The sequence below is a fragment of the Candidatus Omnitrophota bacterium genome (genome assembly GCA_028716165.1).
GTDB lineage: Bacteria > Omnitrophota > Gorgyraeia > JABMRG01 > JABMRG01 > JAQUQI01.
The window spans coordinates 16,713-34,665 of sequence record JAQUQI010000013.1 but is presented as its reverse complement, the minus strand read 5'-3'; the positions used below and the strand labels follow the sequence as shown (position 1 = coordinate 34,665).

Below are 17,953 nucleotides of genomic sequence, written 5' to 3'. Positions count from 1 at the left end.
ATCGGTAATAATAGCCTATTACTGCTTGAAATCTCATTATTTCTCTTACTATCTATCAAAATCACGGTTTTTTAAAAAAATTAATTTTTATATTTCCTTGGTATCCTTTTATTAAACCAGCAGACAACTTCATAAGGTATCGTATCGCATAAACCGGCTATCTCGTCAACCGTTATAGAGAGTCCTGACTGACTGCCTATCAGGGTGACTGCGTCAGATTTTTTTACATGAGAGACATTGCCTACATCAAGCATGGTCTGGTCCATGCATATACGCCCGACAATAGGCACCCTTACACCTCTGACAAGGGCATGCCCTATATTAGACAATCCTCTGCTCAAGCCATCTCCATATCCTATAGGAATAGTCGCGATCTTAGTGTGCCTATCAGTAGTGTGGGTGGCGCCATAGCTAATTATTCTGCCCGGAGGCACTGATTTAAGAAAGACAATCCTGCTTTTAAGGCTTAATGCCGGTTTAATACGCATTCTGCCGCAGGATATGCCGTGTTTAGGCCATAATCCGTAAAGAATAAGGCCGGGCCTGATAAGGTTCATGTGTGAGCTTTGATAATCAACGACTGCCATGCTGTTAGCCATATGCTTATAACGTATCTTAAAACCCAATTTCTCTATTTCCGAAATCAACAGGTTAAACGCGGCTATCTGGTTATGCGTAAGAATACTATCCGCGTCGGAACTGGCAAAATGACTAAATATACCTTCTATCTCAAGGTTTTTAAATTTGCGCATGGCAAATAGAAATCGCATGGCATCCTTATGCCAAACCCCTATCCTGCCCATACCCGTATCTATCTTTATATGAACTTTGGCCTTCCGGCGCCGTCTTCCGGCGCTTTTATCTATCGCGGCGGCAAGATTGATATCCCCCACAGCCTGGGTAATATTATTGTCAACAACTATAGAAGAGGCTTTGCCAAGTATCACGCCCATCATTAAAACCGGTATATTACAAAAACCTCTTGACCGAAGCAACATGGCTTCATTTAAGGTGCCTACGCCAAGATAATCCACGCCTAAGTCAACGAGCATCCTGGACACCTCCAATATTCCGTGCCCATAGGCATTGGCCTTTACAGGAGCCAATATAGCCGTTTCTTTTGAAATAATTTTTTTAATCTGCCGGAAATTGTGCCTTATGGCAGAAAGGTCTATCTCTATCCATGTCGGCGCATACCCCAAGCAGGCGGCATTATTTAAAACATTACGCGTAATGTTTGCGTGTTTCATCATGTTTTCTTAGAAAACCATGGCCCCGGACTGTTTGGAACAGGCTGTTTTCTGATCTGGCATTCTTTCGGGTATATGTATAAAGGCGACAGCGTAAAAACATTATCTACTATGCCCGCTCTTGACCTCTTAAGGCCAAGCAGGGCGATTATGCCCGGATCGGGCTGCCAGGCCTGCGGCGAAGCCAAATCCTCTTGCGCAAAACCCGCCTTTATCATTTTTTCCCTATAGATACTTATGGCATCTCCGATAAAATACGTCCTGCTTTTAATAAGCGCGGGCAGTTTGTCTATTTCCAAAAGCATTATCCTGCTTAAGGCAATTGGCCCGGCGGGGGTGTTTTTATAAAATCTCGCGTATACCTTTGACTGCCTGGCGTCCCTTATAACGCATATGAACGGATTTGGAGTTACCGCGTTACGCGCGATAGCGTCAATGCTTGGCACGCCCGCAACGGGTTTTTTCAACGCAAACGCCATGGCCTTTATTATTGTGATCCCAACGCGCAAACCTGTAAAAGAGCCCGGGCCAAGGCCTACGCAAAAAAGCCCGACATCTTCAGCGCGCAGGCCGGAAGAGGCCAAAAGCCTGTCTATTTCAGGAAGCATATCAACAGATTGCGAGTTTAAAGAAACGGACCTGAAGGCCTTTATAATATCCTCGTTCTCGCACAGAGCCAGAGCAAAACTATCGCCTGAAGTATCTGCTGATAATATGATCATATCTTCGCCCCTTAGCTTCAAATAAAAAATTTCTGCTGGAAGGCCCTGTTGTATTAATCTTTATAGCAAGGTATTGGCTGGGTAATAATGCCCCCATACGGCAGGCCCATTCAATAACAACAATACCAAAACCGCTTAAATATTCTTTTACGCCGATATATTCAATGTCTTCAAGCCTTTCAAGACGGTATAAGTCAAAATGATAAAGATTAACACGCCCTTTATATTGTTTGACAAGCGTAAATGACGGTGAATTCACATACTCGTAGTTTGGCACCTTCAATCCGCGCGCTATGCCCTTGGTAAACAATGTTTTACCGGAGCCGAGGTCTCCGTCCAATATAATATTGTCGCCCGCGCGTAAAAAAACCGCGAGCCGGCGTCCAATCCGCATTGTATCATCAGGGCTGTTTGAAACAATTCTCTTTTTCATGAAATCATAATGTCAAAAATGAGTATAACCTTTGGGCAAAAGCCTTCTCCTGCGGCCTGAAGGGCCAACCATGATAATAGAAGGCGCGCCTTTGCATATACGCCCTATAACAAAAAATCCCTTAGGGATAAACCGGGCGCGGTCTGCGGGCATAGTAAACATCAGCTGAAATTGTTCACCTGTTTGCAAAACTTTATCAATGCCACCGGCACGCTTTATTACGGGTATTGCCGATTCATATAAAACAGCTTTTTTTCTGCTCATCCTTAATATATGGCCCAAGTCCGCTAAGAGCCCATCCGATATATCTATCATTGAGGTCGGCATTAAATTTTTTACGATAAAACGGGATTCTTTTATTTTAGGCAAAAAACAAAGGTGATCGGGCTTTTCGCTCAAAGGCCCTGAAAGCACCAATAGGTCCGCCTCTCTTGCTCCATCGCGTGTAACAAGCTCTCTTGCCGCAACCTGGCCTAAAAGAGCCACTGATATAATTATCTTCCGGCAACGGTTGGTATCCCCGCCCACTATATCAATATTGAACCGCCCGGCCAGACGGCGCATGCCCTTATACATATCACTGACAAAAGAACCTTTGGTATCAGGCGGCAGGCCAAGAGCGACAACCGCCCATTTTGGAAGGCCGCCGCATGAAGCGACATCGCTTATATTAACAGCCAATGCCTTATGCCCTATAAATGAAGGCTTCGTTGTTTTTTTAAAATGCGCGCCTTCTATAAGCATATCTGTGGTAAACAACAGGTGTTTACCGGGCCTATGCCTTATTACAGCGCAATCATCTCCTATCCCGCGTAAGACTGAAGCGCTTGTTATAATTTGGCTTGAAATGGCATTTATAAGGTTAAATTCGCCTATCTCTGATACAGGACTGTTCATGCCCGCAAGGTCTTTTGGTATGGCTTTTTCATGATCCCCGCCTCTGTTATAATAGCGCTTATATGGCTTGAAGGCGTGACGTCAAAGGCCGGGTTAAAGGTCTTGATTCCATAAGGCGCGACACGCCTTCTGGAGATATTCGTTATTTCTTCACCCGAACGTTGTTCTATGGGTATATGACTGCCATCTTTTATAGAAAAATCTATTGTTGAGCTCGGCGCGGCTACAAAAAAAGGTATATTATGAGCCCTGGCTAAAACAGACAAAGCATAAGTGCCTATTTTGTTGGCAGTATCACCGTTTCGGGCGATCCGGTCAGCGCCTACAATGATCTTATCCACACCCTTCTGCTTCATTACAACAGCTGCCATATTATCGCAAATAAGGGTCACATCAACGCCTTTATTATGCAGCTCCCACGCGGTAAGGCGCGCCCCTTGCAGTAAAGGCCTGGTTTCGGTAGCATACACCTTAACCCGTTTACCCTGCTCATTAGCTGTATAGATAACAGCGAGCGCGGTTCCCATGCCCCCTGTTGCCAGGAAACCGGCATTGCAATGCGTTAGTATTGTATCATTTTTCTGGATAAGAGAAGCGCCGTTATTGCCTATAGCTTGGCACATAATTCTGTCTTGCTCATGAATAGCCAGCGCCTGCTCGCGCAACGCTTCTATTATTTCCGGTATGCCTTTATCCGCCGCGTTTCGCGCGGCATAAAGCATTTTATCTAATGCCCACGACAGATTAACGGCCGTCGGCCTGCTCTTCCTGATAATGCCTGCTGTCGTATTAAGAGCCGCCAAAAAAACCTTTTTGTCGCGCGTCTTTATGCTCCGGGCCGCAAGAAATAACCCATAAGCGGCAAAAACACCTATAGCAGGGGCGCCTCTGACTGCCAGGGTCCTTATGTAAGAACATATATCCCGCGCGTTTCGCGGAACTATTTTCTTTAATTTACCCGGAAGCAGTCTCTGATCTATTACCATGAGCCTGCCGTTTTTATATGTTATTGTGTCAAACCGCATTGAGGCCTCACCCGTTCCAAATCCGAATCATTGCTTCCGGTTAAAAAAAAGTTCGCCGGCATTTTTATCAGTATGTTCCTCTATATCAGGCTCGGGCAATCCGATAATATCTGCCATTGATTTAAGAAGGTACTTAATGTAAGAAGGCTCATTCCTTAGGCCGCGTTTTTCTTGAGGGCTTAAAAAAGGAGAATCCGTTTCAAGAAGCAATCTCTCCAAAGGAGTGGCCTTGAGCACATCTCTTAATCGGCCCGCATTCTTGTATGTGATATTGCACGTATACGAAATATAAAGCCCTAAGTCCAGACACTTAAAAAGCGCGGCCTTGTCTCCGGAAAAGCAATGTATCACGGCCCTGTAAGGCTTCTCAAGGCATTCCTCCATCGCCTTAAACAGCACATCAAAGGCATCGTATTTTTCAGGCGATTCCTGCCTGCAATGAAAAATCACAGGCAGGCCGAGCTGTCTGCTTAATCCTAAAAAAAGTCTTAAAGCGTTATACTGCGAATCGGCGGAGAAAGTATTCCTATAAAAATCTATGCCTACTTCACCGATAGCTACAACCTTATCGCTTGATACGGCAAGACGCCTTATCTGCTCAATAACCGATTCATCCACTTTGCCGGCTTCATGCGGATGCACACCGCAAGAAGCATACACCATATCATAAGCCCGCGCGAGCGCTAAGGAAGAAACACTGCCTTCAACGCTTGAGGCAACATTGATAATTTTTTTTATTCCGCAGGCCCTCGCTCTTTCTATAACCGATTCTCTGTCGCTTTCATATTGCGAAAAATCAAGGTGCGCGTGCGTTTCTATCATATTAACCTCAAAAATTCTCCGCCATACATCTTCAATCATCAGGCACGATTAGCGCAGTTAGATACCACGCAATCCAGTTATCAAGCAACTAACGTATTCTGGGGAATACGGGATCAGGTTTATTAACCTTACTACCGGCTTTTAACATGCCTCCCGCGTCTTTGATATTCATGGCTTTTTCATCCAGCACTATACCTAACTGCGCCGCTATTTGAAGCGAAGCTTGCGGCATAAAAGGATAAAGCAGAAAAACGCAATACTCAAGCACCTTAAGCAGAATACATATAACCGATTTGAGGTTTTCCAAATTACCTGATTTGGCCATTGCCCACGGTTTTGAAACCTCAATATATTTATTCGCGGCATTTATGATATCCCATACCGCCATAAGGGCTTGATTAAACTTAAACTCGGCAAAAAAAACGTCAAAGCAACTGACAAGCGAACATAGTTTTGACTCTATCAAGCGGCCTTCCTCATCGGAAACGCCTTTATCCGGAATAATAGAATCAAAATATTTTTCAACCATCGTCAATGTCCTGTTGAGAAGATTGCCGATATCATTAGCAAGGTCGCTGTTAAAGCGCGCCACAAAGGCTTCTTCGCTCAATGTGCCGTCTAATCCGGGAGTCATTTCGCGGAGCATAAAATATCTATAAGCATTTTTACCGTATTTATTTATTAGATGAAACGGGTCTATCACATTGCCTTTGGATTTTGACATCTTCTCTCCAGCCGTAAGCCACCACCCATGAGCGAATATGGTTTTCGGCAGGTCTATGCCAAGCGCGTGGAGCATAATAGGCCAATATACGGCGTGGGGGCGCAATATATCCTTGCCTATCATGTGGATATCGCAGGGCCAGACAGTCTCAAACCTCGCGTAATCATCCGCCCACCCGCAGGCGCTGATATAATTGATAAGAGCGTCAAACCACACATAAACAACATAGCCTGGGGCAAACGGCAGCGGGATGCCCCAATCCAAACGCTCTTTCGGCCTTGATATGCAGAGGTCTTTTAAGGGTTCTTTAAGATAGCCCATGACTTCATTGCGCCTAAAATCAGGCTTAATGAATCCAGGATTACGGCTTATATAATCAATCAGCCATTGCTGATATGAGGACAGCTTAAAAAAATAATTTTTCTCGCGTATAGGCTCAACCGCTCTGGCACAATCAGGGCACAGGCCGTCTTTAAGCTGTGATTCAGGCCAGAATGTTTCACAGCAAACGCAATAATACCCTTCGTATTCACCTTCATATATATCGGACTTCTCATAAAGTATTTCCAAAGCTTTTGTCACGGCGCGTATGTGGCGCGTCTGCGTGGTCCTTATAAAATCATCGTATGAAATATCCAAATCTTGCCATAGCTGTTTAAACTTCCGGACAATGCCATCCGCGAACTCCACTGGGCCCAAAGAAGCCTTTTGAGCGCAAGAGGCCACCTTCTGGCCATGTTCATCGGTCCCCGTCAGAAAAAACACATCCTGGCCCTTTAGCCTGCGGTATCTCGCGATACAATCGCACATAACCTGGGTATAAGAATGCCCTATATGGGGCTGGGCATTAACATAATAAAGAGGTGTTGTTACGTAGAAAATTTTTTTTGCCATAAAATTCCCATACAAACCGCGGCTTATCTTTGCTCCCTATTGTAGTCAATCTTAATATGGCGGCCGTCTTCAAGTTCAATAACGGCAATACGTTTAAGATAATTAACGTCTATCACCTTGCCGGAACCGTCAGCGGTCTTGACGCGCTGGCTTGGCTTCGGAAGGCCCTTGGCCGACTCCTTATAGCATTTATGCTCATATGACAGGCAGCACATAAGCCTGCCGCAGACACCTGATATTTTCGAGGGATTAAGAGGCAGGTTCTGGTCTTTAGCCATTTTTATCGTGACAGGCTCAAAATCGCGCAGGAATCTTGAACAGCATAATTCTCTGCCGCACTGCCCGAAACCTCCAAACATCTTCGCTTCATCGCGAACGCCGACCTGTTTAAGCTCAATGCGCGCCTTGAATATCTTGGCCAGGTCTTTTACAAGTTCCCTGAAGTCAACTCTCTCTTCCGCGCTAAAATAAAATATCATCTTACTGCAGTCAAAAGAAAGCTCGGCATTAATAAGCTTCATGCAAAGATTACGTTCGGCAATCTTCCTGTCACACGTCTTTATCGCCTCTTTGGCCGCCTTGCAATTGCGTTCTATCCTGTCCCTGTCCGCATCAGTAGCGATACGTATGATCTTTTTTTGGCTTTTCTGGGAAGCAAGCTTGTCAAGCAGTATCTCTTCACCTGATAGAACCTCGCCGTAATCAAGTCCCCTGTCGGATTCAACTATTACATAATCACCTGCCGATAATTTAAAATCGCCTGCCACATAATGTGCCGTATTGCCCGAACCCCTCTGTTTTACTTCAACCACTTTTATCATTCCCATACCCCTTCCCTAAAAAGATACCGGGTCTTATCCGGCTAAAATACCCCGCCCGGGCAAAAATATCACCCGTGCCCTCAATCGCGGCAGCCTCACTGCGTCAGCTTTTCTTTAAGCAGATTAAAAGTAAGTTTCGCATTCGCATTAAAACGAAAAGCGTTCTTTGCCTCATTTATATAATCCATGCCCGCCTGCGCGTTTAGGCCGCGCGGATTATTTGAGCGTGCCTCAATATCGGCCAGTTTGTCCGCATTGATCAAAATGCTGTCATCTTTAACATATCTGCGCACAAGCACGTCCCTGCAGAAAAACGCCAGGATATCACATACATACTCGTTGGTAAAAGCGCGGTTCGCGGAAAATATATCCTCATCTATCTCAATCCCGGATTGACCAAAAAAATTGTCTATAACAGAGTTCTTCCATAATACAGCTCCTGCTTCCTTAAGCAAAAGCGCTCTTTTTACATCTGATCCGGATAAAGATGAAAGCAGGATTGCCTCTTTCTCATCAGTGTTAAAATTTGCCGCCAGGATATTAGCCACATCAGCTTTTGATAAAGGCTTAAACCGTATTATCTGGCAACGCGACACTATTGTATGCAGTAATGACTTTTGGGAGGAAGCTATAATGATAAAGACCGTATTAGACGGAGGCTCTTCCAGCATCTTCAAAAGAGAATTAGACGCCTCATCGGTCATATCCTCTCCGTCAATAACAGCAATATTATACCTGCCCTGCAGAGGCTTAAGTGAAAATCTTATCTGCAGGCCTCTTATGGTTTCTATGGATACAGACTTCTTACCCTGCTCCTTTTGGATAAAAAAAACATCGGGATGAGACCTCTTTTCAATCATAATACAAGACTGGCATATGCCGCAGTTGTCATCGGCCTTCTGGCCGCAATTTAAAAGCTTGGCAAATTCCACGGCGGTTTTATGCCGGCCTATGCCGCTCGGGCCCAAAAATAAATACGCGTGGGATATCTTCCCGGATAGCATGCCTTTTAAAATAAAATCAACGACCCTGTCTTGGCCTTTTATGTCTTTTAATGACATTTAGAACCAGTTCCTTTATTAGATAATGGGTGGCCTGCGGCTCTTTCGCGTCCACAGATATAGTCTCTATCCTTTTTGGAAATCTTTTCGCTATCTCAAGATAGCCCTTCCTTACCTTGTTATGAAAATCGCGGCCCCTCTTTTCAATCCTGTCTGAAAAACCCTTTACCCTCTTTGACCGCTTGAGCCCTTCTCCAACATTAGTATCCAGAAATATCGTAAGATCAGCGGTAATTGACCTTGTCACAAAACGATTGCATAAACGTATAAGCGATTTATCAATGCCAAGCCCATACCCCTGGTAACACAGGGTGGCATCGGCAAACCTGTCGCATATTACGATAAAACCTTTTTCCAGGGCCGGGGCTATTTTTTCGTCAACCAACTGCGCCCTGGATGCCAGATACAGCATGGTTTCGGCGCGGGCGGATATATTACCTCTAAAATGCAGGAGTATATTACGGACGGATTCGCCCAGCAATGTGCTGCCCGGGTCCCATACGCGTAAGACCTTGTGCCCTTGGCGCCTTAAAAAAGCCTCTAATAATTTTGACTGCGTGCTTTTACCGCTTCCTTCGGGGCCCTCCAGTGTGATCAATACGCCTTTATCTACTGTTTTCGCCACGATGTTATCCCCTTGCCGTCTTCAATAATGATACCTTTTGCCCGCAGTTCATCTCTGATAATATCGGCGCTTTGGAAATCTCCTCTGGCCCTGTGGGAATTTCTTTTTTCTATCATAACCTTCACATATGCCTCCAAATCCTTATCAATGCCAATGGGCGTTTCAAACGTAAGATTAAAAATTGAAGCAAGATCTTTTATGACTTTAGCGGCATAGGCAAGGCAATGACAGTCCCCGGCTGACCTGGAATTAGACAGTGTCATTATCTCAAACAACCTTCCAAGGGCCTGCGGAGTATTAAAATCATCATCCATCGCCGCGATAAAACAACTCTTTAGCGCGTCTATATCCGATTTCACCCTGTCATCCATCGCTTTTTCGGCAATACCGCGTTTTTTTAAATCATTATCTGACCTGGCAAAAAATATAATAAACCTTTCAAGCGCGGAGGCAGCCTGCCGCATCTTCTCTTCGGAAAAATCAACGGGGCTTGAATAATGGGCCTGCAAAAATAAAAGCCTTATGGAATCCGCGCTGTATCTCTGCAAAGCGTCCTGGATTTTAATAAAATTACCCAGCGATTTTGACATCTTCCGGCCCTCTATAGTAAGAAGGCCGTGGTGCATCCAGTATTTGGCAAACGGGAAACCGGTATAGGCCTCGGACTGGGCTATCTCGTTTTCGTGATGAGGAAACACAAGATCTCCGCCTCCGGCATGTATGTCAAGGGTTTTGGTGTTTAAAAATTTCTGGCTCATTACAGAGCACTCTATATGCCATCCCGGACGGCCACTGCCCCATGGGCTGGGCCATGACGGTTCGCCTTCTTTGGAGCTCTTCCACAAAGCGAAATCAAGGCTGTCTCTTTTCCCGGCACCCGGCTCTTTCCTGACTCCTTCTCTCATATTCTGTATGTCCTGCTTTGAGAGCTTGCCGTAGCATTTGGCTTTTTTTACTTCAAAATACACATCCTGTCCGGACTGATAGGCATAACCTTTTTCAATAAGGATCTTGATATACTCTATAATATCCGGTATATTTTTCGTGGCCCTCGGCTCTTCGGAATCTTCATCAAGAATACCGTAACGTATTCCTAAACATTCAAGGTCATGCTTGTAAGAGGTTATATATTTTTCAACAAGCTGCCTCCAATCCATGCCAAGCTCAAGAGAACGGTTGATGATCTTATCATCTATATCGGTTATATTCCTTACAAAATTTACCTTATAGCCTTTGTATTCAAGATAGCGCCTTATAGTATCAAAAACATAAAGGCTCCTTGCGTGGCCGATATGACAGTCATCATAAACAGTGACCCCGCAGGTATACATATTAACGATATTACGGCTGGCAGGAATGAATTCCTCTTTTAATCTGGTAAGAGTATTATATATCTTCATTTCTTTTCAAGATCCGCTATCCTTTTTTCAAGCATCTCCATGGATTGCTTTATCGGATCCAGCATATGAACATGGTCAAGCGACAGGTCCATACGTTTGCCGGCCTGTTTAGTAATGCGTCCGGGGACACCTACTATTGTTGAGTTTTCAGGCACATCCTTTATCACAACCGCATTAGCGCCTATATAAGAATTAGCGCCTATTGTTATATTGCCTAATACTTTTGCCCCCGCGCCTATGACCACATTGTCCTCTATATTGGGGTGCCGTTTACCTTTTTCCTTGCCCGTGCCTCCGAGAGTAACACCCTGGAATATGGTGACATTGTCTCTTATAACGGTGGTCTGGCCGATAACGACGCCCATGCCGTGGTCAATAAATAAGCCCTTTCCTATTACCGCGCCCGGGTGTATTTCTATGCCTGTCATAAAACGGGCCGCCTGCGATATAAACCTGGGCAATAAAGGCACTTTTAAGCTGTAAAAAAAATGCGCTATCCTGAACAATATAATAGCGTGCAGGCCGGCATAGGTAAGTATAACCTCAATGCGCCCACAGGCCGCGGGGTCTCTATCAAATACAGCTCTAATATTATCGTCAAATATTACAGCGATTAAAATCAGGGCTACGCAGACAAAGACTGCGGCAATGAAAAAAATCAGCATAATAACCTCCCGTGGAATATTCCGGCAAAAACCCTTGTAATATATAAAAATTTAAACCGTCAGACCTAACCTACGTTAAGCAAAATAACCGCGTAAGCGCAAATGCAATCGCGGCGGGTCTCTTCGCTCGTCTTGGCCTTTATACTTACTCTGTCCGTGTTGATTTCAAGAAATCCCGCGATTTCCGCTGCCATCCGCTGTTTATAAGAAGACAGATTGGGGCTGTCGCATACCACTACCGTATCCAGATTTATGATATCAACCGCCCTTTTTTTGCGGACTATCCGGCATGTCATGCGTATCAGTTCACCCCCGGAGATTCCGCGAAACCGGCTGTCCGTATCAGGGAAATGTTCACCGATATCAGGCTCATTGCAGGCTCCAAGAATAGCATCGCATATCGCGTGGCAAAGAACATCAGCATCAGAATGCCCGATAAGGCCTTTGGAAAATGGTATATTAACGCCTCCCAGGTATAAAGGCCTTCCTTCCGCCAGCCTATGAAGGTCATAACCTATACCTATGCGGTTTTCCATATCAATTTTCTCCAGCCTTGGCCATATTTTTATTATTGCGCCCTTTCAAGAAAAGCGCGAAAACAAGATCTTCGGCAGTTGTTATCTTGATATTTGCGTAAGTAGACTGCACAAGTCTGACCCTGTTACCGGAATATTCAACTATGCCTGAATCATCTGTAAACCGGCTGACAGCCCTGCCGGCCTTCTTATATGCTTGTTTTAAAATATCCGCCTTAAATACCTGCGGCGTCTGAACCTCCCAAAGACTTGACCTGTCCAGCGTCTTGTCCACAAAATGCTCTCCCTTAAAAGCCTGTTTTATGGTGGATTTAGCTCTAACAGCCGCAACAGCACAATTATATCTTTTAGCGGCCGATATTGTTTTGTTCACTATGCCCTTGTTAATTATAGGTCTGGCGCAATCATGGACAAGAATAAAATCAGAACCTTTATTGACAAACTTTAAGGCATTGGCTACCGAAAATCCGCGGCAACTCCCGCCTTCAATAACATGCCTTACTTTGCAAAAACCTTCCCTTTCAATAACCGCCTTTATTTTATTTATGTTTCTTTTTTGGGCGGCTATAATGATCTCTGAAATACAGGCAATACCTTCCAGGACATTGAGGCAATGGCAAAGCATTTCCTTGCCATGGATCATTATAAACGGTTTATCTGTCTTTGACCTCATCCTCCTGCCGTAACCTGCGGCAGGGATTATGGCAGTAACCTTCATTTATCTTTGCCGTCTTGATGGTTTAAGGCTTTTGCAAATATCATCCTGCCTGCCGAGGTCTGGAGAACACTTGTTACGCAGATACGCCTTCTCTGCCCAATAAGCTGCCTGCCACCCTCAACAACTATCATGGTGCCGTCTTCAAGATAGCCTATGCCCTGATTATGCTCTTTTCCTTCCTTTACGATCTTAATATCCGTTTCCTCGCCAGGCAGCATCACAGGCTTTAACGCGTTACTTAAATCGTTGATATTCAATACCTGGACATGCTGAATTTCTGCGACCTTATTAAGATTATAATCGCTTGTAAATATTCTGGCATTCAATATCTTGGCTATCTTTACCAGCTTTGCGTCGGTTTCTTGTACTTCGGGAAAATCCTCTTCGTGTATCTTAATATCCATATTCGCGCTTTTCTGCATCCGGTTCAATATATCAAGGCCTCTTCTACCCCGGCTTCTTTTAATAGGATCAGAGGAATCAGCCATCTGCTGTAATTCTTTCAAGACAAAGCGAGGCACGATAAAACACCCACCCATAAAACTACTTTGGCAAATGTCTATAACCCTGCCGTCTATTATAACGCTTGTATCCACAACCGTGATATCATCCCTTCTGTCCTGCCTTGTAAATTTCACGTAAGGTATTATCAGGCTAAACTCGTCTTTGCCTCTTATCGCAAGCATCACGCCGAGATAACAGAATATAAGCGTGCTAAAAACGCGCACCGTGAAAGCAAGCGCGGTATTTGAATAACGCATGGATTCAAAAATAAATGAATCTGTTATAAGCCTCACCATTAGAAGGCCTGTCAAAAACCCAAAAATTCCTGCGGAAAGACCCCTTAAAGAAATATTCTTCATGCTCAATTCAATCCAAACAATCAATAAAGATACGGAAAAACCAAACGCTAAACCTATCAATGGCCATGAGGAAGCGCCCGGGCCTGCGAAAGATACGCCTAACTGATAGCTTATAACGGTACTGGCAACGACAAAAAACACTCTGATAAACGACAATGCCATTTACTGCCTCCTTTTGAACTTGCTATAAAACCCTGACAGCATTAAACGGTCTGCTGTCTATGGCTGATTTTGTCCTGAAACTTTCTTAATATAAAAAGGCTTACTACTATAAGCGCCGTCGCGAAAAATGAAATAATAAAAAGGCCCGAACCGACCGCCAGGCCTACACCGGCCACCGACCAAATACTCGCCGCTGTCGTAAGCCCGTGTATTGAAACCCGGCTTCTGATGATAGTTCCTGCGCCAAGAAAGCCTATGCCGCTGACCACCTGCGCGGCAATACGGGCAGGATCCACATCAGTTAGGCCTATATATATATCAAATATATGCATAGAGGTAAGCATCATCAGGCAGGAGCCTATGCATACAAGCGTATGGGTGCGAAAGCCCGCGGCCTTTGAGTTAATCTCTCTTTCCAAGCCCACAATACCTCCTAATACAGCTGACAATATAAGCCTTAATACCATTTGAAGTTCTGTTACCATGGCCTCTCCTTTTGCCGTATTATATCATAAATGGCCTGAATCTGCATAAGCAATCTTTTTGCCCCAACCTTATTCTATCCTGCCTAGCTTGGAGAAAAAACAAAAACCCTTAAAAAGGCATATCGGACATAGCCGTAAAATCAAGACTTCCAAATATATGCCTATTATACTTGTAGCTTCCCAAGGCAGCGATCATGGCGGCATTGTCTAATGACATGCCCCGCGCAGGCAAAAATAAGTCTATGCCCTCTCTGTCGCACAATATCTTTAGCCTTTTCCTAAGCTGGCCGTTAGCGCTGACACCGCCGCCAACCAAAAGGCTTTCGGAACGGTTTTTGAGACAGCATATCCTTGTTTTTTCTATTATAACGTCAAATACCGCGTCCTGGAATTCCCTGCATATATCTGCGGTAGAACACGGCTTACCTTTCATACCGCGGACAAGATTGAGCACCGAAGTTTTAATGCCGCTAAAACTAAAATCCATGGAGCCCGCTTCAAGAAATGGGCGCGTAAATCTTATTTTTCCAGGCCTGCCTTTCGCGGCCAACTTTTCTATGACCGGCCCCCCGGGATAACCTAAGCCAAGCACCCTTGCCGCCTTATCAAAGGCCTCTCCACAGGCATCATCCCTTGTCTGCCCCATCAGCTTAAGATTATCAATGCCCCGCATATGGACAAGAGTAGTATGCCCGCCTGACACCACAAGCCCGGTAGCAGGAAATCGCGCGGCCTTATCGGTTGACAATAAAGCCGCGTAAAGATGCCCGTGAAGATGGTTTACGGGTATTATCGGTATCCTAAGGCAATAGCTAAGCGCCTTGGCCATGGAAACGCCTACCAGCAAAGCGCCTATCAAGCCAGGCCCCTGCGTTACGCTTACAGCTTTTATGTCTGATAGCCCGGCCTTTGCCTGCTTTAAGGCTTTATCTAAAACAATATTTATATTTTCCGCGTGGTGCCGGCACGCTATTTCAGGAACCACACCGGAATATTTTTTATGAAAACGCAGGCTTGAAACCACTACGTTTGACAATATGTTCTTTTCTCCACAGGCAACAGCCGCGGAAGTCTCATCGCATGATGTTTCTATGCCCAGAATTAACGCATTATTTTTTTTCAACGCGGTTCTCATGCCTCAACCGGATCTTTTGAAAGCAGTCGTTCATAGCCTTCTTTGTCTCCAAGCAGAGTAATTGCTTGCGCAATATATTTATCCCGTGCAAGGGCCTGTTCAGGGGGCAGGGTTTCTTCTGGCTCTTCCTCATGGCTGGATTCGGAATCGGGCATATCCTGCGGTATGACAATATCAGGCATTATGCCTTTCTCGTGGATAATACGGCCTGAAGGGGTATAGTAATAACTGGTTGTCAGACGAATAGCCGAATTATCCTTAAGAGGTATCACGGTCTGAACAGAGCCTTTTCCAAAACTTTTATTCCCTATAATTACGGCTTTTTTATTGTCTCGTAATGCCGCGGCAACTATCTCGGAAGCGCTGGCAGAACCTTCATTGATAATTACGGCAATTGGAAAACCCTCATAGATTTTAGCGGCCCTTGACCGGAACAGGGCATTTTGCCCTTCAAACCTTCCCCTGGTTGACACTATTGTCCCGGGCTTTTTTATAAATTTTTCACAAACCATTACCGCCGCTTCCATTAATCCTCCGGGATTATTGCGCAGGTCAATGATCAGCGCCTTAATGCCATTCTTGACAAAATGCCGCATGGCCTTATTAAGGTCAGAGGCTGTATGCTTCTGAAAATCAGCTATCCTGATATAGCCGGTATTTTCACCGTTAAGAAAACAGTGCCTCACCGACTGGACCTTGATAACAGCCCTTTTTAATACAAACTCTTTCATTTCCTGGTCCGGCCCGCGCAGAACGGTCAAACGGACAGTGGTCCCGGGCTTGCCCCTTAATAAGGCTACCGCATCATCTAAACTGTAATCCTTTGTGAGTTTATCATCTATTTTAATTATTCTGTCTCGGGGCAATACCCCCGCTTTCTGGGCCGGGGTCGCCTCAAGCGGGCTTATCACAATAAGCATACCATCTCTTACCGACACCTTAATGCCCAGGCCCCCGAATTCGCCCAATGAATCTGCCTGCAGCCTCATATACTGTTCATGTGAAAGAAATTCGCTGTGGGAATCAAGCGACGAGACCATGCCGTCCAATGCGCCATAGACAAGTTCTTTGGCAGGCACTTTCCTGACATAGTTGGCATCAATAAGGGTAAGGGCGTCAGCAAGAAGACCAAGCTCATAAAAAATATCGTCTTCGGCGCCGGATACCGGTTTCGCGGAATCCTGGCTTAATTCTTCCGCTGAAAAGCCGCAAGCGAGGAATAGCGCGAGGCATATTGCCCATGATAAACAAACAGATTTAAACACCTTCATGCCCTGCCTCAAGCAGTTTTTTAAGGGCCTGCCCTGCCATAACAGGATCGGCTTTGCCTTGCGATTTTTTCATAATCTGGCCTATCAAAAAACCTAAAGCGTTCTTTTTACCCGAGAGATAATCCTCTTTTACCTTTGGATTGCTTTGAAGGACATCGGCGGCAATACTCTCTATGGCAGTTTTATCGGTTATCTGGAGAAAACCCTTTTTCTTTACTATATCTTTGGCAGGCACGCCCGAAGATATCATCTCTTCCAAGACGTCCTTGGCCATATTATTGCTTATAAGCTTGCTGTCAATGAGCCGGATCATGTCAACAAACATGCCGGCATTAATAGCAATCTGGCTAAACCGGCAATTATGCTCATTAAGATATGCCTGAACGCCGCCTGTAAGCCAATTAGCAATGACCTTGGGCTTAGGATATAATTTAACGGACTCTTCCATAAAATCCGCCATGCGCCTGTCAGAGGTAAGCAGGCACGCGTCGTATTCCGAAAGGTTATATTCTTTGACAAACCTGTTCATTTTAGCCCGCGGCATTTCCGGCAGGGATTTTTTCAGCATCAAGACCGTGTCCCGCTCTATAATAAAATCATTGAGATCGGGATCAGGAAAATATCTATAGTCATGGGCCTCTTCTTTGGTCCTCATAAGCTCGGTAATCTTTTTCTTTTCGTTCCAAAGCCTCGTCTGCTGCACAATCACGCCGCCAGAAGATAAAATCTTTGCCTGCCGGTCCTGTTCATACTCAAGGCCCTGCCTTATAGCCTTGAAGCTGTTCATATTCTTGAGCTCTACTTTCGTGCCAAGGCCTTTTTCTCCGGCGGGCATCAAAGAAATATTGGCGTCGCAACGTAATGACCCTTCCTCCATATTGCAGTCGGATACATCCAGGTACTCCAATACCGATTTCAGGGTCTTCAGATATGTATATGCCTCATCGGGAGAAGAGATGTCGGGTTCGCTGACTATCTCAAGCAAGGGCGTTCCCGCGCGGTTTAAATCTATAAAACTTGAAGATCCGCCTTCATCGTGTATAAGCTTGCCCGCGTCCTCTTCCATATGCGCGCGGGTAATGCCTATCTTTTTAATACCGCCTGTTGTCATTATCTCCAAAAAACCGTTTTGCGAAAGAGGCATATCGTATTGGGAGATCTGGTAATTTTTAGGCAGATCCGGATAAAAATAATTTTTTCTGTCAAACTTCATCCGTCGCGCAACCTCGCAATTAAGCGCGAGAGCGGTCTTGACAGCGCGGTAAAGATATTGCCTATTAAGAACCGGCAGGGAACCCGGCATGCCAAGGCATACGGGGCACACAGACGTATTGGGCTCTTTACCAAAGCCGTTCTCACAGGAACAAAACGCCTTTGTCCTGGTGGATATCTGCAGATGTATCTCAAGGCCTATGATTGTCGTGTATTTTATATTATCCATTGT

19 protein-coding genes are annotated in these 17,953 nt (G+C 45.0%); all 19 read right to left on the bottom strand.

Going from position 1 to position 17,953, the window contains the following annotated elements; translation table 11 throughout:
* Window positions 1–80: 80 nt before the first annotated feature.
* The gene (gene alr, locus PHV77_06475) at window positions 81–1,250 is read right to left on the bottom strand and encodes an alanine racemase (protein ID MDD5504932.1); all 1,170 of its coding nucleotides are present in this window, start codon (window positions 1,248–1,250) and stop codon (window positions 81–83) included.
* The gene (tsaB, locus tag PHV77_06470; GenBank protein MDD5504931.1) at window positions 1,250–1,972 is read right to left on the bottom strand and encodes a tRNA (adenosine(37)-N6)-threonylcarbamoyltransferase complex dimerization subunit type 1 TsaB; all 723 of its coding nucleotides are present in this window, start codon (window positions 1,970–1,972) and stop codon (window positions 1,250–1,252) included. Before tsaB ends, alr begins: the two co-directional genes overlap by 1 nt.
* Entirely contained in the window at window positions 1,938–2,405 is a 468-nt protein-coding gene (gene tsaE / locus PHV77_06465; GenBank protein ID MDD5504930.1) for a tRNA (adenosine(37)-N6)-threonylcarbamoyltransferase complex ATPase subunit type 1 TsaE, read from the bottom strand. Before tsaE ends, tsaB begins: the two co-directional genes overlap by 35 nt.
* Window positions 2,406–2,417: 12 nt before the next feature.
* Window positions 2,418–3,302, bottom strand: a complete 885-nt coding sequence (locus PHV77_06460; GenBank protein MDD5504929.1) for a thiamine-phosphate kinase — start codon at window positions 3,300–3,302, stop codon at window positions 2,418–2,420.
* Window positions 3,299–4,327, bottom strand: a complete 1,029-nt coding sequence (mtnA, locus tag PHV77_06455; protein ID MDD5504928.1) for an S-methyl-5-thioribose-1-phosphate isomerase — start codon at window positions 4,325–4,327, stop codon at window positions 3,299–3,301. Before mtnA ends, PHV77_06460 begins: the two co-directional genes overlap by 4 nt.
* A 27-nt stretch (window positions 4,328–4,354) precedes the next feature.
* Window positions 4,355–5,149: a TatD family hydrolase gene (locus PHV77_06450; GenBank protein ID MDD5504927.1), complete on the bottom strand. Its 795-nt coding sequence runs from the start codon at window positions 5,147–5,149 to the stop codon at window positions 4,355–4,357.
* Between the two features lie 88 nt (window positions 5,150–5,237).
* On the bottom strand, window positions 5,238–6,767 hold the full coding sequence (gene metG, locus PHV77_06445; protein MDD5504926.1) for a methionine--tRNA ligase: 1,530 nt from the start codon (window positions 6,765–6,767) through the stop codon (window positions 5,238–5,240).
* Between the two features lie 23 nt (window positions 6,768–6,790).
* On the bottom strand, window positions 6,791–7,588 hold the full coding sequence (locus tag PHV77_06440) for a stage 0 sporulation family protein (GenBank protein ID MDD5504925.1): 798 nt from the start codon (window positions 7,586–7,588) through the stop codon (window positions 6,791–6,793).
* Between the two features lie 95 nt (window positions 7,589–7,683).
* Window positions 7,684–8,649, bottom strand: coding sequence for a DNA polymerase III subunit (locus tag PHV77_06435; GenBank protein ID MDD5504924.1), 966 nt, complete (start codon window positions 8,647–8,649; stop codon window positions 7,684–7,686).
* Window positions 8,609–9,274 carry a dTMP kinase gene (tmk, locus tag PHV77_06430; protein MDD5504923.1) on the bottom strand — a complete coding sequence of 222 codons (666 nt, stop codon included), beginning with the start codon at window positions 9,272–9,274 and terminating at the stop codon, window positions 8,609–8,611. The genes PHV77_06435 and tmk overlap by 41 nt, the downstream gene beginning before the upstream one ends.
* Entirely contained in the window at window positions 9,259–10,674 is a 1,416-nt protein-coding gene (gene cysS / locus PHV77_06425) for a cysteine--tRNA ligase (protein MDD5504922.1), read from the bottom strand. The genes tmk and cysS overlap by 16 nt, the downstream gene beginning before the upstream one ends.
* On the bottom strand, window positions 10,671–11,339 hold the full coding sequence (cysE, locus tag PHV77_06420) for a serine O-acetyltransferase (GenBank protein ID MDD5504921.1): 669 nt from the start codon (window positions 11,337–11,339) through the stop codon (window positions 10,671–10,673). The genes cysS and cysE overlap by 4 nt, the downstream gene beginning before the upstream one ends.
* A 65-nt stretch (window positions 11,340–11,404) precedes the next feature.
* The gene (ispF, locus tag PHV77_06415; GenBank protein ID MDD5504920.1) at window positions 11,405–11,875 is read right to left on the bottom strand and encodes a 2-C-methyl-D-erythritol 2,4-cyclodiphosphate synthase; all 471 of its coding nucleotides are present in this window, start codon (window positions 11,873–11,875) and stop codon (window positions 11,405–11,407) included.
* Between the two features lies 1 nt (window position 11,876).
* Window positions 11,877–12,593 carry a 2-C-methyl-D-erythritol 4-phosphate cytidylyltransferase gene (ispD, locus tag PHV77_06410; GenBank protein ID MDD5504919.1) on the bottom strand — a complete coding sequence of 239 codons (717 nt, stop codon included), beginning with the start codon at window positions 12,591–12,593 and terminating at the stop codon, window positions 11,877–11,879.
* Window positions 12,590–13,618 carry a PIN domain nuclease gene (locus PHV77_06405; GenBank protein MDD5504918.1) on the bottom strand — a complete coding sequence of 343 codons (1,029 nt, stop codon included), beginning with the start codon at window positions 13,616–13,618 and terminating at the stop codon, window positions 12,590–12,592. The genes ispD and PHV77_06405 overlap by 4 nt, the downstream gene beginning before the upstream one ends.
* A gap of 41 nt (window positions 13,619–13,659) precedes the next feature.
* Window positions 13,660–14,103, bottom strand: coding sequence for an MgtC/SapB family protein (locus tag PHV77_06400; protein ID MDD5504917.1), 444 nt, complete (start codon window positions 14,101–14,103; stop codon window positions 13,660–13,662).
* Between the two features lie 109 nt (window positions 14,104–14,212).
* Entirely contained in the window at window positions 14,213–15,226 is a 1,014-nt protein-coding gene (tsaD, locus tag PHV77_06395) for a tRNA (adenosine(37)-N6)-threonylcarbamoyltransferase complex transferase subunit TsaD (protein MDD5504916.1), read from the bottom strand.
* A gap of 8 nt (window positions 15,227–15,234) precedes the next feature.
* A complete protein-coding gene (locus tag PHV77_06390) occupies window positions 15,235–16,509 on the bottom strand; it encodes a S41 family peptidase (GenBank protein MDD5504915.1) in 1,275 nt (424 codons plus the stop codon).
* On the bottom strand, window positions 16,496–17,941 hold the full coding sequence (gatB, locus tag PHV77_06385; protein MDD5504914.1) for an Asp-tRNA(Asn)/Glu-tRNA(Gln) amidotransferase subunit GatB: 1,446 nt from the start codon (window positions 17,939–17,941) through the stop codon (window positions 16,496–16,498). Before gatB ends, PHV77_06390 begins: the two co-directional genes overlap by 14 nt.
* Window positions 17,942–17,953 lie beyond the last annotated feature (12 nt).

What these genes read in the sequence shown, in the direction of transcription:
- alr (MDD5504932.1), bottom strand. Translation starts at nt 1,250, where the DNA reads ATGAAACACGCAAACATTACGCGTAATGTTTTAAATAATGCCGCCTGC.
- tsaB (MDD5504931.1), bottom strand. Translation starts at nt 1,972, where the DNA reads ATGATCATATTATCAGCAGATACTTCAGGCGATAGTTTTGCTCTGGCT.
- tsaE (MDD5504930.1), bottom strand. Translation starts at nt 2,405, where the DNA reads ATGAAAAAGAGAATTGTTTCAAACAGCCCTGATGATACAATGCGGATT.
- PHV77_06460 (MDD5504929.1), bottom strand. Translation starts at nt 3,302, where the DNA reads ATGAACAGTCCTGTATCAGAGATAGGCGAATTTAACCTTATAAATGCC.
- mtnA (MDD5504928.1), bottom strand. Translation starts at nt 4,327, where the DNA reads ATGCGGTTTGACACAATAACATATAAAAACGGCAGGCTCATGGTAATA.
- PHV77_06450 (MDD5504927.1), bottom strand. Translation starts at nt 5,149, where the DNA reads ATGATAGAAACGCACGCGCACCTTGATTTTTCGCAATATGAAAGCGAC.
- metG (MDD5504926.1), bottom strand. Translation starts at nt 6,767, where the DNA reads ATGGCAAAAAAAATTTTCTACGTAACAACACCTCTTTATTATGTTAAT.
- PHV77_06440 (MDD5504925.1), bottom strand. Translation starts at nt 7,588, where the DNA reads ATGATAAAAGTGGTTGAAGTAAAACAGAGGGGTTCGGGCAATACGGCA.
- PHV77_06435 (MDD5504924.1), bottom strand. Translation starts at nt 8,649, where the DNA reads ATGTCATTAAAAGACATAAAAGGCCAAGACAGGGTCGTTGATTTTATT.
- cysS (MDD5504922.1), bottom strand. Translation starts at nt 10,674, where the DNA reads ATGAAGATATATAATACTCTTACCAGATTAAAAGAGGAATTCATTCCT.
- cysE (MDD5504921.1), bottom strand. Translation starts at nt 11,339, where the DNA reads ATGCTGATTTTTTTCATTGCCGCAGTCTTTGTCTGCGTAGCCCTGATT.
- ispF (MDD5504920.1), bottom strand. Translation starts at nt 11,875, where the DNA reads ATGGAAAACCGCATAGGTATAGGTTATGACCTTCATAGGCTGGCGGAA.
- ispD (MDD5504919.1), bottom strand. Translation starts at nt 12,593, where the DNA reads ATGAAGGTTACTGCCATAATCCCTGCCGCAGGTTACGGCAGGAGGATG.
- PHV77_06405 (MDD5504918.1), bottom strand. Translation starts at nt 13,618, where the DNA reads ATGGCATTGTCGTTTATCAGAGTGTTTTTTGTCGTTGCCAGTACCGTT.
- PHV77_06400 (MDD5504917.1), bottom strand. Translation starts at nt 14,103, where the DNA reads ATGGTAACAGAACTTCAAATGGTATTAAGGCTTATATTGTCAGCTGTA.
- PHV77_06390 (MDD5504915.1), bottom strand. Translation starts at nt 16,509, where the DNA reads ATGAAGGTGTTTAAATCTGTTTGTTTATCATGGGCAATATGCCTCGCG.